The organism is Providencia sp. PROV156 (assembly GCF_028480905.1).
Taxonomy (GTDB): domain Bacteria; phylum Pseudomonadota; class Gammaproteobacteria; order Enterobacterales; family Enterobacteriaceae; genus Providencia; species Providencia hangzhouensis.
The window spans coordinates 80723-95966 of sequence record NZ_JAMPPE010000012.1 but is presented as its reverse complement, the minus strand read 5'-3'; the positions used below and the strand labels follow the sequence as shown (position 1 = coordinate 95966).

At 38.7% G+C, this 15244-nt stretch carries 12 protein-coding genes; 9 read left to right on the top strand and 3 right to left on the bottom strand.

Annotated elements, in window-relative coordinates; all coding sequences use genetic code 11:
* Positions 1-11: 11 nt before the first annotated feature.
* Positions 12-932 (top strand): UTP--glucose-1-phosphate uridylyltransferase GalU, encoded by a 921-nt coding sequence (galU, locus tag PSF31_RS10715; protein WP_036957689.1) that lies wholly within the window; start codon positions 12-14, stop codon positions 930-932.
* A 466-nt stretch (positions 933-1398) separates the two neighbouring features.
* Here the strand turns inward: galU and hns are convergent, their stop codons facing one another.
* Positions 1399-1809: a histone-like nucleoid-structuring protein H-NS gene (hns, locus tag PSF31_RS10710; protein ID WP_004254106.1), complete on the bottom strand. Its 411-nt coding sequence runs from the start codon at positions 1807-1809 to the stop codon at positions 1399-1401.
* Between the two features lie 542 nt (positions 1810-2351).
* Here hns and PSF31_RS10705 point away from each other — a divergent pair.
* Positions 2352-2981: a thymidine kinase gene (locus PSF31_RS10705; RefSeq protein ID WP_004254108.1), complete on the top strand. Its 630-nt coding sequence runs from the start codon at positions 2352-2354 to the stop codon at positions 2979-2981.
* Positions 2982-3177: 196 nt separating this feature from the next.
* Here PSF31_RS10705 and adhE read toward each other — a convergent pair whose 3' ends face one another.
* Positions 3178-5883: a bifunctional acetaldehyde-CoA/alcohol dehydrogenase gene (gene adhE, locus PSF31_RS10700; protein ID WP_096863792.1), complete on the bottom strand. Its 2706-nt coding sequence runs from the start codon at positions 5881-5883 to the stop codon at positions 3178-3180.
* A gap of 482 nt (positions 5884-6365) precedes the next feature.
* On the opposite strand from adhE, the gene PSF31_RS10695 reads away from it, so the two are divergent.
* The 7 genes from PSF31_RS10695 (at position 6366) to oppF (ending at position 14801) form a co-directional block, all read left to right on the top strand.
* Complete coding sequence (locus PSF31_RS10695) at positions 6366-7010, top strand: YchE family NAAT transporter (RefSeq protein ID WP_004254112.1); 645 nt, start codon at positions 6366-6368, stop codon at positions 7008-7010.
* A 530-nt stretch (positions 7011-7540) separates the two neighbouring features.
* Positions 7541-9154, top strand: coding sequence for an ABC transporter substrate-binding protein (locus PSF31_RS10690; protein WP_096863791.1), 1614 nt, complete (start codon positions 7541-7543; stop codon positions 9152-9154).
* 93 nt (positions 9155-9247) lie between these two features.
* The gene (gene oppA / locus PSF31_RS10685; protein WP_164560998.1) at positions 9248-10888 is read left to right on the top strand and encodes an oligopeptide ABC transporter substrate-binding protein OppA; all 1641 of its coding nucleotides are present in this window, start codon (positions 9248-9250) and stop codon (positions 10886-10888) included.
* Between the two features lie 71 nt (positions 10889-10959).
* Positions 10960-11880, top strand: a complete 921-nt coding sequence (gene oppB, locus PSF31_RS10680; RefSeq protein WP_004254116.1) for an oligopeptide ABC transporter permease OppB — start codon at positions 10960-10962, stop codon at positions 11878-11880.
* Between the two features lie 14 nt (positions 11881-11894).
* Positions 11895-12803: an oligopeptide ABC transporter permease OppC gene (gene oppC, locus PSF31_RS10675; RefSeq protein WP_004254117.1), complete on the top strand. Its 909-nt coding sequence runs from the start codon at positions 11895-11897 to the stop codon at positions 12801-12803.
* Between the two features lie 10 nt (positions 12804-12813).
* Positions 12814-13803 (top strand): ABC transporter ATP-binding protein, encoded by a 990-nt coding sequence (locus tag PSF31_RS10670; RefSeq protein ID WP_036957694.1) that lies wholly within the window; start codon positions 12814-12816, stop codon positions 13801-13803.
* Positions 13800-14801, top strand: coding sequence for a murein tripeptide/oligopeptide ABC transporter ATP binding protein OppF (gene oppF / locus PSF31_RS10665; RefSeq protein ID WP_164560999.1), 1002 nt, complete (start codon positions 13800-13802; stop codon positions 14799-14801). The genes PSF31_RS10670 and oppF overlap by 4 nt, the downstream gene beginning before the upstream one ends.
* Positions 14802-14891: 90 nt before the next feature.
* Here oppF and PSF31_RS10660 read toward each other — a convergent pair whose 3' ends face one another.
* The gene (locus PSF31_RS10660; protein WP_004254123.1) at positions 14892-15224 is read right to left on the bottom strand and encodes an HI1450 family dsDNA-mimic protein; all 333 of its coding nucleotides are present in this window, start codon (positions 15222-15224) and stop codon (positions 14892-14894) included.
* Between the last annotated feature and the right edge of the window lie 20 nt (positions 15225-15244).

The following is a 15244-nucleotide window of genomic DNA, read 5'->3' as shown; positions in this document are numbered from 1 at the left end:
GAGTGATAAAAATGACACAGCGCAAGGTGCGTAAAGCGGTAATCCCAGTTGCGGGCTTAGGGACTCGTATGCTTCCTGCAACAAAGGCAATCCCAAAAGAAATGTTACCAATAGTTGATAAGCCACTTATTCAATATGTTGTTAATGAGTGTATCGCTGCTGGGATCAATGAAATTGTTTTAGTGACACATTCATCAAAAAATTCCATTGAAAACCACTTTGACACAAGCTTTGAGTTAGAGGCTATTTTGGAAGCGCGTGTTAAGCGCCAGTTATTGGATGAGGTTCAATCTATTTGCCCAAGCCACGTAACGATTATGCAAACACGACAAGGAATAGCAAAAGGATTAGGTCATGCAATTTTGTGTGCTAAACCTTTAGTCGGTGAAGAGCCTTTTGCGGTTATTTTACCCGATGTCATTTTAGACCGTTACAGTACAGATTTAACCAAATTTAACTTGCGTGAAATGCTAGAACAATATGAGTCAACAGGCGCAAGTCAAATTTTAGTTGAACCAGTCCCTGAAGAAGATGTATCTAACTATGGTATTGTGGATTGTAATGGAGAAATGTTAGAACCTGGAGATAGTAAAAGAATTATTCGTATGGTTGAAAAACCAAAACGTGAAGAAGCTCCATCTAATTTATCTATTGTTGGCCGTTATGTTTTATCTGAAAAGATTTGGGATGCATTAGCCAAAACAGCGCCAGGTGCTGGGGATGAAATACAATTAACCGATGCTATTGCATTAATGATGGAAAATAATGAGCCAGTAGAGGCCTACCACTTATGTGGTAAAAGTCATGACTGTGGAAATAAATTAGGTTATATGAAAGCGTTCGTTGAATATGGAATGCAGCATGATGCACTGGGAGATGAGTTTACCCAGTGGCTGAAGAAATTATCAGTATCATTGAATTCAGCAAAATAAAATTCCGCAATAAATTTTATTAAAGGCTAACTTAATTTGTTAGCCTTTTTTTATACGTAGATAAATAAATTATTAACAAAAATACCAAGTATAAAGAGGAACACTCTGACTTGAGCTGTTCAGTCTGTACACGTTATAAGTGGTGAGAGTACAAAAATTAGCATACAACTTCATTACATAAATAGAATCACTGAAAAATATTTAAGTTTATCTAATTAAGCTTACATATCTTTACTGCTATGCTTTTATTTATCATGATTATTTGGTAGATGGCGTAATACGTCGTAACAGCTTAAAACAGAACAGTTAATTGAAGTAGGGAGCGGCAGTTATGCGGTTTTAGTGCTAAAGACTGTAGCTATAATAGATAAGGGCTTTTTCTTAGTGCAGGTTAATATAAATAATATATAAAGGATTAAATAAAAACACCCTTATAAAAGGGTGTTTAAAATACATGTTGAGGCTATTAGATTAAGAAATCATCCAAAGATTTGCCTTGTTCTTCAATGGCAACCTTGATTACTGCTGGAGTACGGCCTTGGCCTGTCCAAGTTTTGGTTTCGCCATTTTCATCAACATATTTATATTTAGCTGGACGTGCAGCGCGTTTAGCACGAGTGCTAGTGCTTTTACCTGAATCCATTGTTTGCAGAAGGTCATTTAAATCTACGCCTTGCTCAAGGATCATTTCACGAACTTTTTCCAATTTACGGTTACGTTCTTCTAATTCCGCGCGAGCTTGGCTTTCTTCATCACGACGTTCTTCAACAACGACGGTTAATTTTTCCAGCATTTCTTCTAAAGATTCTAAAGTTACTTCGCGAGCTTGAGCACGAAGAGTACGGATGTTATTTAACGCTTTTAATGATTCGCTCATTTTCCTGGTCTCAAATTATTTGTTGGCATGTGTACAGTAATAATAGAATGCTATTTTAAATTCTGCAATAGCTAAATTACATCCTTAGTTTAAAAGTAATCTTTAACGAATGCAATTTTTTTACAAAAGAAAAATAAACTTTTCGTAGATATATATATAGCTATTATCAATAACTGAACTAAACGAAAAATAGGAATAAGCTAAAATCTTAGTGATTAAATAATTCAAAAAAGAAGAGGAGGGTCTCATTTTACTTTTACTCGGAATGAATTGAAGGGATAGACTCGCTTAAATTTTCTTTTTTTGATGATGTTTTTTAGCGGAATGTGCTTTAGTTGAAACTGTTTATAGTTAATATCAAATTGGTTTTTTTGCCCGCAAGCTAAGCAATATTTGCAATAAGGTATAAGCAATAAGGTATAAACTGAACTGGGAAAAGTTCAATTTTCAATAAGTAAACAGCATCTACACCATTATTGTTAATCCTAAAGCTAGTTTTATGGTAAAATTATTACGTATATTAATTTTGAGGGAACAGCCAAATGGCTCAGCTTTACTTTTATTATTCAGCTATGAATGCGGGAAAATCAACGTCATTATTGCAATCATCGTATAACTATAATGAAAGAGGGATGCGTACGGTTATTTTTACAGCAGAGATAGATAACCGTTTTGAACAAGGAAAAGTCTCATCGCGCATAGGCTTATCAGCGGAAGCGTTATTATACTCAACAACAACAAATATGGCTGAACTGATAAAAAAAGAAAATAGTGAACAAAAAGTCCATTGTGTTCTTATTGATGAATGCCAATTCCTAACAAAAAAACAAGTTGAAGAATTATGTGACATAGTTGATAACGAGGATATTCCAGTTTTATGCTATGGGTTGCGTACTGATTTTGCAGGGCAATTATTTGAAGGCAGCCAATACTTGCTTGCTTGGGCTGATAAATTAGTTGAGCTAAAAACAGTTTGTTATTGCGGACGTAAGGCGAGTAAGGTATTGCGTATAGGAAGTGATGGGGTGCCTGTATATGAAGGCCTACAAGTCGATATAGGCGGTAATGAAAAGTATATCTCTGTTTGTCGTAAACACTATTCAGAAGCAATAAAACAGGCTCAGTTGATGAATGAAGGCGTTATACCTAAGAAACCACTCCATTTTAGGTAAACAGAAATAATCTAGTGTAGAGAATAAAACAGGATTCAGTTATCGGATATTATGGCTATTAATGATATAACTCAGTGAGTTAAATCATTTTATATGATATTGATTTCTACATTTTTATAGCAATTGATTTTAAATAACGAAACAAAAGGCACTGCAATTATTGCAGTGCCTTTATTTTTAAATTATGTGCTTAACATTATTTCTTAGTGCTTTTCTTTTCTGCTTCTTTTTTTACGGTTGATTTTTTCTGAGGGGCTTTTTTTTCCTCTTTTTCAATCACAAGTGCGTCTTGGTGCTCAACAAACTCGCGACCATAATAAGAATCCAGTAATAGCTGTTTAATTTCAGAAATTAAAGGATAACGAGGGTTAGCTCCTGTACATTGGTCATCAAACGCATCTTCAGAAAGTTTATCTACGCGAGCTAAGAAGTCAGCTTCAGTAACACCAGTCTCACGAATAGATTTAGGAATACCTAAATCGGTTTTCATTTCCTCCAACCATGCGAGTAATTTTTCAATTTTCGCAGCAGTACGATCTCCGACGTTAGTGAGTCCTAAATGATCCGCAATTTCTGCATATTGGCGGCGCGCATGAGGGCGGTCGTACTGGCTAAATGCAGTTTGTTTTGTTGGGTTATCATTAGCATTGAAACGGATAACGTTACAAATTAATAGAGCATTAGCGAGACCATGAGGAATATGGAATTCTGAGCCAAGTTTGTGTGCCATTGAATGACATACACCTAGGAATGCGTTTGCAAATGCAATACCGGCAAGTGTCGCACCGTTGTGTACGCGTTCTCTGGCTACAGGATTTTTAGCGCCTTCATGGTAACTTGCTGGTAAATAATCTTTTAATAAGCTTAGTGCTTTAAGTGCTTGACCATCAGTAAATTCGTTAGCTAAAACAGAAACATAAGCTTCTAACGCATGGGTGACAGCATCTAAACCACCGAAAGCAGTTAAAGATTTAGGCATATTCATGACTAAGTTGGCATCAACAATGGCCATATTTGGCGTTAATGCATAATCTGCTAATGGATATTTTTGGCCCGTTTTATCATCAGTCACTACAGCAAATGGGGTGACCTCAGAACCTGTACCTGAAGTTGTTGTGATAGCAACTAATTTAGCCTTAACGCCCATTTTAGGGAAGCGGTGGATACGTTTACGTATATCCATGAAACGTAATGCTAATTCCTCAAAATGAGTCTCTGGGTGTTCATACATGACCCACATGATTTTAGCCGCATCCATTGGTGAACCACCACCTAATGCAATGATCACATCAGGTTGGAATGCTTGCATTTGTGCTGCACCTTTACGGACAACAGTTAATGTTGGGTCTGCCTCAACTTCAAAGAAAACGTCAGTTTCAATGTGATGTTTTTTGAGAACGTTAACCACTTCATCAACATAACCATTATTGAACAGATAGCCATCGGTTACGATAAAGGCGCGTTTTGCACCATCAGTTGCAATCTCTTCAAGGGCGATAGGTAGACAACCACGGCGGAAGTAGATTGAGTTCGGAAGTTTATGCCACAACATATTTTCAGCTCTCTTCGCCACAGTTTTGGTATTGATTAGGTGTTTTGGACCCACGTTTTCAGAGATGGAGTTACCACCCCAAGAACCACAACCTAGAGTAAGAGAAGGGGCTAATTTAAAGTTATAAAGGTCTCCGATACCACCTTGAGATGCTGGCGTATTGATTAAAATACGCGCTGTTTTCATTTTTTGGCCAAAATAGTTAACGCGTTCATGTTGGTTATCTTGGTCAGTGTATAAACAAGAGGTATGACCGATCCCGCCCATTTCGACAAGTTGTTCTGCTTTGGCAACCGCGTCTTCAAAGTTTTTACCACGGTACATCGCTAATAATGGTGAAAGTTTTTCATGTGCGAACGGTTCTGACTCATCGATGCTTTTTACTTCACCAATTAATATTTTAGTGGTTTTTGGCACGGTAATACCGGCCATTTCAGCAATTTTATAAGCAGGTTGGCCAACAATAGCGGCATTTAAGTTACCATTTTTTAAAATGATATCTTGAACCGCTTTAAGCTCTTTTCCTTGTAGCAAGTAACCACCATGACTTGAAAAACGCTCGCGAACTTGATTGTAGATTTCATCAACGACTACAACGGATTGTTCAGATGCACAAATAACTCCGTTATCGAATGTTTTTGACATCAAGATAGACGCGACGGCACGCTTAATATCTGCGGTTTCATCAATAACGACAGGGGTGTTACCAGCACCAACACCAATTGCAGGTTTTCCAGAACTATAAGCAGCTTTGACCATGCCTGGTCCACCGGTCGCTAAAATCAGGTTAATATCAGGGTGGTGCATTAAAGCGTTGGATAGCTCAACAGAAGGGGAATCAATCCAACCAATAATATCTTTCGGTGCACCAGCTGCAATTGCAGCATCAAGCACAATTTGTGCCGCGCGGTTGGTAGCAATTTTAGCGCGAGGATGAGGGGAGAATATAATAGCATTGCGCGTTTTTAAGCTAATAAGTGATTTAAAAATCGCGGTTGAAGTTGGGTTAGTTGTTGGCACAATACCACAGATAATACCAATCGGCTCAGCAATGGTGATTGTCCCAAATGTTGGGTCTTCAGATAGCGTGCCGCAGGTTTTTTCATCTTTATAAGCATTGTAGATATACTCTGAAGCGAAGTGGTTTTTAATCACTTTATCTTCAACAATACCCATTCCAGATTCTTCGACAGCAAGTTTTGCTAGAGGGATACGTGCATCAGCAGCAGCGAGAGCCGCGGCTCTAAAGATTTCATCAACTTTTTCTTGGGAAAAAGTTGCGAATTCACGTTGAGCTTTTTTGACACGAGCAACGAGTTCATTGAGTTCGGTAACGTTAGTTACGGACATATAGATTACTCCTGATAAATGTTAAACTTTTTAAGCCAATGAGCAATGCATCGATAGAACAAGGAAATGCTTAAAGATAAAAGTATAGATGTTATCTATAATAACGCTGCTCATGATCGCCTATTGGCTTAAAAACCTTATTCCGTACTGAGTTAATATCCTAATTAGCTCTGTCTATCAGTTAAGAGTAGATTAACAAAACGGTAATTAAATAAAGTGATCTAGGTCACGAAAATGTCAAGCTGACTCCTTTCAGCACGTGTATTTATGCACAAGTTGAATAAATGTTGTTCATCTATTACTTAATTTAATATTATCAAAACAACTTGTGCAGATAATTTATGTATATCTAACTAAATACTAAGCAAATTTAGCAAGTTAAAGAAAATATTGTTTTGCTCAAGGAAATTAATGACATCGGTGGTAAAATTATAAAAGATATCAATAAATCTCTAAAGAGAACTGCTTAAGGAAATGAATGGGTGAGTAGCGCATTACTTGATTTATCGGGATATATTAAATTTTTTATTGGTTTGTTTGCACTCGTAAACCCAGTTGGCATATTGCCTGTGTTTATTAGTATGACAAACTATCAAAGTAATGCGGGGAGAAATAAAACCAATACTATTGCAAATACATCAGTTGCTATCATTTTATGTACATCACTATTAATTGGTGACTCAATATTGCAATTGTTTGGTATCTCAATTGATTCTTTCCGTATTGCTGGTGGGATCTTGATCGTCACAATAGCGATGTCAATGATCAGCGGTAAAATTGGGGAAGACAAACAAAATAAACAAGAAAAAACAGAAACTGCGGTTAGAGATAGCATTGGTGTTGTACCTTTGGCGTTACCCCTAATGGCAGGGCCTGGTGCAATAAGTTCTTGTATTGTTTGGTCATCTCGCTGGCATGGGTGGCAAAACTTTTTAGGCTTAGCGTTGACGAGTATCGCATTTGCCTTTTGTTGTTGGTTATTATTCCGCTCAGCGTCTTTATTGGTTCGTTACTTAGGTCAAACAGGGATCAACGTAGTAACGCGTATCATGGGTCTATTACTGATGTCATTGGGTATAGAGTTTATTGTGACAGGTGTTAAGGCCATATTCCCGGGCCTATTGTAATCTAATCTCTTTTCTTTTGATGGCTGCAAACTATATCTATTTGCAGCCATACCTACCGCTAATTACCTCATATTACACACATCAATTTTGCTATACAGATAGCACATTGCTCTTTCTTAAATGGCTTAATAAAACTTTAGCTATTAATAATCACACATAAAAAAATGATACCTGTAATTATATGTGGCATTTTTTGCTAAAACAGGGATAAAAAGTAAGGAATTGTGAGCTACGTAAATTTATTCACTATTCTAATTGGTGTTTGTTAATGATATGTTTGGAAATCAGCTTAGAGGTTATTTTGTAGTGGATAGTTAACTTAAGTTTAGTGTATTGAAATGTAAGAAAAATTAAATTTTCACTTCTATTTTTTTAAAATTTACTTAAAATTTTTAACTGGTCAATGTTAATTAATTGTTTTAATTGTTTGAGTTCATGAAGTGGATTGCCCATAAGGAAATAGCGGTACCAGGGCTTAAATATCAGCGTAAAGATGGCTGCAAATGAGGTTATAGCGCTATTGATGAATCATGAGGGATAGAATGTTCAAATCAACACTTGGTTTTGGTGTACTTTCTTTATTAGTTGTTACATTACAGGCTAGTGCCACGGAAAAAGTAAAACAGGTTATTACAATTAACAATGGCTCAGAAGTGACATCACTAGACCCCCACAAAGTGGAAGGGGTTCCAGAAGGCAATGTGATATTAAATTTATTAGAAGGTTTAGTGTATACCGATGTAGACGGTAAAGCAGTTCCTGGGGTTGCTAAAAGTTGGAGTAATGAAAATTTCACTACGTGGACTTTTACTTTGCGGGAAGATGCAAAGTGGAGTGATGGCACACCTGTAACCGCTGAAGATTTTGTGTATAGCTGGCAACGTTTATCTGACCCAAATACTGGCTCCCCATACTCCAGTTATTTACAAAATGCGTATATTTTAAATGCAGATGCGATTTTAGCGGGAAAAATGCCGGCAACAGCGCTGGGTGTGAAAGCACTTGACCCGCAACATTTACAAGTTACGTTGAGCCACCCAGTGCCTTATTTCGTTGATATGCTTTCTCATACGTCTATGAAGCCCGTGAATAAGTCAGCAATTCAACGACATGGTGATAAATGGACCCAACCCAAGAATTTTATTGGAAATGGGGCATACGTATTGGATAACTGGGTAGTAAATGAACGTATTGTTATCAAACGAAATCCATTTTATTGGGATAACCAAAATAGCCGTATTGAGCAAGCGACCTTTTTAGCGATTAGCTCCGAAGTGAGTGATATTAACCGTTACCGTAGTGGTGAAATTGATATTTCTAACTCTGCAATCCCACCTGTTTTATATAAAAAAATGCAGCAAGAGAGGCCGAATGAATTGTATGTTCGGCCTTATTTGTGCACGTTCTATTATGAGATAAATAATCAAAAAGCCCCGTTTAATGATCCAAGAGTGCGTGAAGCAATAAAGTTAGGATTAGATAGAGAAACAATAACCAATAAAATTATCGCTCAAGGGCAAAAAGTCGCTTATGGCTTTACGCCAAGTTTTATTAATAATGGTAATTTTACCTTACCGGAATGGGCAAATTTATCAGCAGAACAACGTTATCAACGTGCTAAAGATTTGCTTGCTGAGGCCGGATATACTAAAGAAAACCCATTGAAATTTGCTTTACTGTACAACACATCAGATCAAAATAAGCAGCAAGCTATTGTTGCGGCGTCCATGTGGCAGAAAAATATTGGTGCGCAAGTGACGCTGCAAAACCAAGAATGGAAAACATCATTACAAAGCCGCCATGAAGGAAATTATGATGTTGCCAGAGCAACGTGGTGTGCCGATTACAACGAGCCAACCGCATTTTTGAACATGATGCTGTCTCAAAATAGTAATAATACCACTTTTTATAATAATCCAGAGTTTGATGCCTTGCTTGAGCAAGCGCTAACAGCACCGGACTCTTCATCTCGCCATACAATTTACCAGCAAGCGGAAGCCTTGCTAGACAATGATTCGGCTATTGTTCCTGTTTATTATCGCGTCAGTGCTCGAATGATAAAACCGAGTGTTCGTGGATTTAAAGGTAATGACCCTCTTGATTATACGGATATTAAACGGTTATATATAAGTGAACCTAATTAATAATATCTAAATAATTATAAAAAGTGTTCATCTACTGGGTGAACATGTATCAACACACAATCATAATAATTATGTATGGGAGTAACCTATAAGATGAGTAAGTTAATCAATAAATCGATTCTTGCGCTTAGCGTAACGGCTGGGCTGGCAATGGGCTCTATAGCAACAAGTTTTGCAGCAACGGTTCCTGCGGGCGTTGAACTGGCTGAAAAGCAAGTGATGGTTCGTAACAACGGTTCTGAGCCGCAATCGTTAGACCCTCATAAAATAGAAGGGGTGCCGGAATCTGCTTTAGCAAGAGACCTTTTCGAAGGGATCACAATAGTGGGGCCTGATGGCGAAATTTTACCTGGCTCGGCAACAAGCTGGGAAAATAAAGATTTTACAGAATGGACATTTAAAATTCGCGATGGCGTGAAATGGTCTAATGGTGACCCTGTCACGGCAGAGGATTTTGTGTATAGTTGGCGACGATTGGCTGACCCTGATACTGCATCGCCTTATGCAAGCTATTTACAATATGCCCATATTAGTAATATTGACGATGTTATCGCTGGGAAGAAAAAACCTGAAGAACTTGGTATTAAAGCTCTTGATGACAAAACTTTAGTTATTACACTGAGTGAAGCCGTTCCTTATATTCCTAAATTATTAGCTCACTCATCCATGTCGCCAGTCAATAAAAAAGTCATTGAGCAACATGGTGCTAAGTGGACGCAACCACAGAACTTTGTAGGTAATGGAGCATATAAATTAAAGGATTGGACGGTAAACGAACGTATTGTATTAGAGCGTAGCCCAAGCTATTGGGATAATGCGAATACCATTATTGACCAAGTGACTTTTTTACCGATTTCTTCAGAAGTCACTGATGTAAACCGCTACCGCAGTGGCGAAATTGATATGACATACAGTAACTTACCTATTGAGCAGTTCAAAAGTTTACAACAAAACATGCCGAATGAGTTACGTGTGAACCCATATCTATGTATTTATTATTATGAAATTAATAATGAAAAACCGCCATTTAATGACCCTCGTGTTCGTGAAGCATTAAAACTATCTATGGATAGAGATACGATTACGTATAAAGTCAAAGCCCAAGGGGATATTCCTGCGTATGGGTTCACTCCACCATTTACCAGTGGAATGAAAACAGAAAAACCGGATTGGTATGCGAATATGACCCAAGAGCAGCGTAATGAAAAAGCGAAACAGCTGCTAGAAGAGGCGGGATATAACAAAGCCAACCCTCTAAAATTCAATTTATTGTATAATACTTCAGACTTACATAAGCGTATTGCCATCGCCGCTTCTTCTATGTGGAAGAAAAATATTGGCGCAGAAGTGAAACTAGAAAATCAGGAATGGAAAACATTCTTAGATAGCCGACATCAAGGTAACTATGATGTGGCACGCGCAGGCTGGTGTGCGGATTATAACGAACCTTCATCTTTCCTCAATATGTTACTTTCCTACAGCAGTAATAATACTGTTCATTATAAAAATACAGATTTTGATGCAGTGATGAAAAAAACATTGCAAGTCAAAACGGATGATGAACGTGCTGAACTCTATCAACAAGCCGAAAAATTACTCGATAAAGACTCAGGTATTGTTCCTCTTTACTACTATGTTAATACGCGTTTAGTGAAACCTTATGTGGGGGGGTATAGTGGCAAAGACCCATTAGATAACCTGCATACTAAAGATCTGTACATTATTAAACACTAATATAGTTGTTCTGGCTCCATTTATTGGAGCCAGATGTTCGCCTATTTAGGCAATAGAAGTAGGAAAGAGCGATGTTGAAATTTATTTTTCGTCGGTTGTTAGAAGCCATTCCGACTCTTTTGGTTCTGATTACCATTTCATTTTTTATGATGCGATTAGCCCCAGGGAGCCCTTTTACGGGTGAACGGAAATTGCCACCGGAAGTGATGGCAAATATTGAAGCTAAATATCATTTAAATGATCCCATGTATAAGCAGTATTTTAATTATTTAATTCAGCTTTCCAAAGGTGACTTTGGCCCATCATTTAAATACAAGGACTACAGTGTTAATGATTTAGTGGCTAAAGCATTTCCTGTTTCTGCAAAATTAGGGGCAACGGCATTCATTGTTGCTGTTTTATTTGGGGTCTCTGCAGGGGTGATAGCCGCACTCAACCAAAATACCAAATGGGACTTTACAGTCATGGGGTTTGCCATGACGGGGGTTGTTATCCCAAGCTTTGTTGTGGCACCTTTATTGGTGCTGATTTTTGCCATTCATTTGAAATGGTTCCCTGGTGGTGGGTGGGATGGTGGAAACCTAAAACACATGGTGCTACCAATGGTTGCACTTTCACTTGCTTATATTGCAAGTATTTCCCGTATTACACGCGGTTCGATGATCGAAATTATGCATTCTAATTTTATTCGTACTGCACGTGCTAAAGGGTTACCACTAAGAACTATCATTTTACGCCATGCGCTTAAACCAGCTTTGCTTCCTGTGCTTTCCTATATGGGTCCCGCTTTTGTGGGGATTATTACTGGCTCGATGGTAATTGAAACTATTTTTGGGTTACCGGGGATCGGTCAGCTCTTTGTTAACGGCGCACTTAATCGTGATTACTCACTGGTATTGAGTTTAACAATTTTAGTTGGGGTACTGACAATTACGTTTAATGCGATTGTCGATGTTTTGTACGCAGTTATTGACCCTAAAATTCGTTATTAAGTCGGAGAAACACGATGCTATCGAACCAAAAAAATAGTGAAGCTCTGGCAAACTTTTCAGAGCAGCTAGATATTGAAGGGCGCAGTTTATGGCAAGATGCAAGGCGCCGTTTTATGCACAACCGTGCGGCAATATTTAGCTTATGCGTATTGTTGTTAATTACTCTATTTGTGATTTTTGCTCCTATGATGTCGCCTTTTTTGTACGACGACACCGATTGGGAAATGATGTCAATGCCACCGGATATGGCAACCGGGCATTATTTTGGTACGGATGCTTCAGGCCGAGACCTATTAGTGCGTGTCGCGATAGGTGGGCGAATTTCCTTAATGGTGGGGGTTGCTGCTGCTTTAGTCGCAGTCGTGGTAGGCACTTTATACGGTTCATTAGCGGGTTATGTGGGTGGAAAAGTGGATTCCATCATGATGCGTATATTAGAAATTTTAAATTCCTTCCCATTTATGTTTTTTGTGATCCTCCTTGTCACGTTGTTTGGGACCAATATTTTACTGATATTTGTGGCGATAGGAATGGTGTCTTGGTTGGATATGGCGCGTATTGTTCGCGGACAAACACTCGGATTAAAGCGTAAGGAATTTATTGAGGCAGCGCTTGTTTGTGGTGTTAGTACGCGGCAGATTATTCTACGTCATATTGTACCTAACGTTTTAGGTGTAGTAGTCGTTTACGCGTCATTATTAGTTCCAAGTATGATTTTGTTTGAATCATTCTTAAGCTTTTTAGGTTTAGGCACACAAGAGCCGTTAAGTAGCTGGGGAGCGCTATTAAGTGATGGGGCGAACTCAATGGAAGTGACGCCATGGTTGCTACTGATACCAGCCGGTTTCTTAGTCATTACGTTATTTTGTTTTAACTTCATCGGTGACGGGCTGCGTGATGCGCTCGACCCGAAAGATCGCTAGAGGGAATAATATGTTAAATAACTCAATGAAAAGCCCTCTGTTATCCGTGAAAGATCTCAGTGTGACATTTGCAACTCAAGATGGTGAGGTTACCGCCGTAAACAAATTGAACTTTGAATTAAGTGCGGGGGAAACGCTTGGCATAGTTGGTGAATCAGGCTCAGGAAAATCACAAACTGCTTTCGCACTCATGGGCTTACTCGCCAAAAATGGCAGAATTAATGGCTCTGCCATGTTTAATGGCCGTGAGATTTTGAATTTAAGAGAAAAAGAATTAAACCGTATGCGAGCGGAAGAGATTTCAATGATTTTTCAAGACCCAATGACATCATTGAACCCTTATTTGAAAATTGGTACACAGCTGTCGGAAGTTCTCATGTTACATAAAGGCATGAGTAAAAGAGAAGCTTTCGAAGAATCAGTTCGTATGTTAGATGCCGTTAAAATGCCTGAAGCACGTAAGCGTATGAATATGTATCCACATGAGTTTTCAGGAGGAATGAGACAACGCGTCATGATTGCAATGGCCCTGTTATGCCAACCAAAGCTGTTAATTGCTGACGAACCCACGACAGCACTTGATGTGACTGTACAAGCGCAAATCATGACGTTGCTCAATGAGTTAAAACAAGAGTTTGATACTGCAATTATTTTGATCACCCACGACCTTGGGGTCGTCGCAGGGGTATGTGATAAAGTCCTAGTGATGTATGCAGGACGCACGATGGAGTACGGTACTGCGAAGGATATCTTTTATCATCCATCTCATCCATATTCACTTGGCTTGTTAGCTGCTGTTCCGCGCCTCGATGGTGATGACGAAAGTTTAGCTACCATTCCCGGCAATCCGCCTAATTTATTACGTTTACCCAAAGGCTGCCCATTTTCACCTCGTTGCCAATATGCAGTTCAGCAATGTGTTGACCAAGAACCTGCATTAACCACATTTGGTCAAACGCGGTTACGTGCCTGCTTTAAGCCACTGGAGGAATTGGTATGAGTACCCATGAAAATAGGCCAGTTTTACTCGAAGTGAATGACCTTAAAGTCCATTTTGAGATTCGAGATAAAAAACAGTGGTTTTGGCAACCAAACAAAAGCCTTAAAGCGGTAGATGGCGTAACACTTCGTTTATATGAAGGTGAAACATTAGGTGTAGTCGGGGAATCAGGGTGCGGTAAATCCACTTTTGCTCGAGCACTTATTGGGTTAGTTAAAGCGACGGATGGTACGGTAAGTTGGCTGGGGCAGAATTTATTAGGTAAAACTGATAAAGAGTGGCGCAGTGTTCGCAGTGATATTCAAATGATTTTCCAAGATCCACTGGCTTCGCTTAATCCGCGAATGACCATCGGTGACATTATCGCTGAGCCATTAAAAACCTATCATCCTAAAATACCACCATCACAAATCACAGAAAAAGTGAAAAAAATGATGATGCGGGTTGGCTTATTACCAAATTTGATTAACCGCTACCCCCATGAGTTTTCGGGAGGGCAATGCCAGCGTATTGGTATCGCAAGAGCATTGATTTTAGAACCTAAACTCGTAATTTGCGATGAGCCAGTTTCTGCATTAGACGTGTCAATTCAAGCACAAGTTGTTAATTTATTGCAAGAATTACAACGCGAAATGAAATTATCGCTAATCTTTATCGCGCACGATTTGGCGGTTGTTAAGCATATTTCTGACCGTGTCTTAGTGATGTACTTGGGGCATGCCGTAGAGCTTGGTACCTATGATGAGGTATACAATAATCCCTTACATCCTTATACACGCGCATTGATGTCAGCAGTGCCTGTTCCTGATCCCGATAAAGAAAAAAATAAGGTAATAGAGCTTCTAGAGGGTGAATTGCCATCACCCATTAACCCACCTTCAGGTTGCGTATTTAGAACCCGTTGCCCATTAGCGGATGAAGAGTGTGCAAAAACAAGGCCATTATTAGAAGGGAGTTTCAAACATGCGGTGTCTTGTTTGAAAATTGACCCATTGTGATTGTTTTCTCATGATGGGCGAAAGGGAATGGTGTCTAGGGGGCTTCTACTTTAATTAATCCAAAAGGGACGAAATGTCCCTTTTAATCAACTATTTCTTCCAAAAAATATGGTGAAACGGTTTAGAAGGGTGGCGGCTAATTAATACGCGAGCAAAAATATCGTCTAATTCGGCGTCAGGGCTTTGAGCTAACCCAATAACCACTTCACTTAATTGGTTTAAATTAAGCTCTTCAGTAATCATCTCTTGCCAATTAAGGGTAACAGGAACAATTTCTGCGGCACCTAACTCTTCAAACTGCAAAGCAAAAATTAATTGGTCAGCGGGCTCTAAATTATCCATTGCCCCTTCAAGAAAAAGGTCATAAGCCATTTCAATGATGTCATCTTCATCGATTAAAGGTGTATTTTGTATTTCAGTCATGACCTTTCCTAATTAACTTA

What these genes read in the sequence shown, in the direction of transcription:
- galU (WP_036957689.1), top strand. Translation starts at nt 12, where the DNA reads ATGACACAGCGCAAGGTGCGTAAAGCGGTAATCCCAGTTGCGGGCTTA.
- hns (WP_004254106.1), bottom strand. Translation starts at nt 1,809, where the DNA reads ATGAGCGAATCATTAAAAGCGTTAAATAACATCCGTACTCTTCGTGCT.
- PSF31_RS10705 (WP_004254108.1), top strand. Translation starts at nt 2,352, where the DNA reads ATGGCTCAGCTTTACTTTTATTATTCAGCTATGAATGCGGGAAAATCA.
- adhE (WP_096863792.1), bottom strand. Translation starts at nt 5,883, where the DNA reads ATGTCCGTAACTAACGTTACCGAACTCAATGAACTCGTTGCTCGTGTC.
- PSF31_RS10690 (WP_096863791.1), top strand. Translation starts at nt 7,541, where the DNA reads ATGAGGGATAGAATGTTCAAATCAACACTTGGTTTTGGTGTACTTTCT.
- oppA (WP_164560998.1), top strand. Translation starts at nt 9,248, where the DNA reads ATGAGTAAGTTAATCAATAAATCGATTCTTGCGCTTAGCGTAACGGCT.
- oppB (WP_004254116.1), top strand. Translation starts at nt 10,960, where the DNA reads ATGTTGAAATTTATTTTTCGTCGGTTGTTAGAAGCCATTCCGACTCTT.
- oppC (WP_004254117.1), top strand. Translation starts at nt 11,895, where the DNA reads ATGCTATCGAACCAAAAAAATAGTGAAGCTCTGGCAAACTTTTCAGAG.
- PSF31_RS10670 (WP_036957694.1), top strand. Translation starts at nt 12,814, where the DNA reads ATGTTAAATAACTCAATGAAAAGCCCTCTGTTATCCGTGAAAGATCTC.
- oppF (WP_164560999.1), top strand. Translation starts at nt 13,800, where the DNA reads ATGAGTACCCATGAAAATAGGCCAGTTTTACTCGAAGTGAATGACCTT.
- PSF31_RS10660 (WP_004254123.1), bottom strand. Translation starts at nt 15,224, where the DNA reads ATGACTGAAATACAAAATACACCTTTAATCGATGAAGATGACATCATT.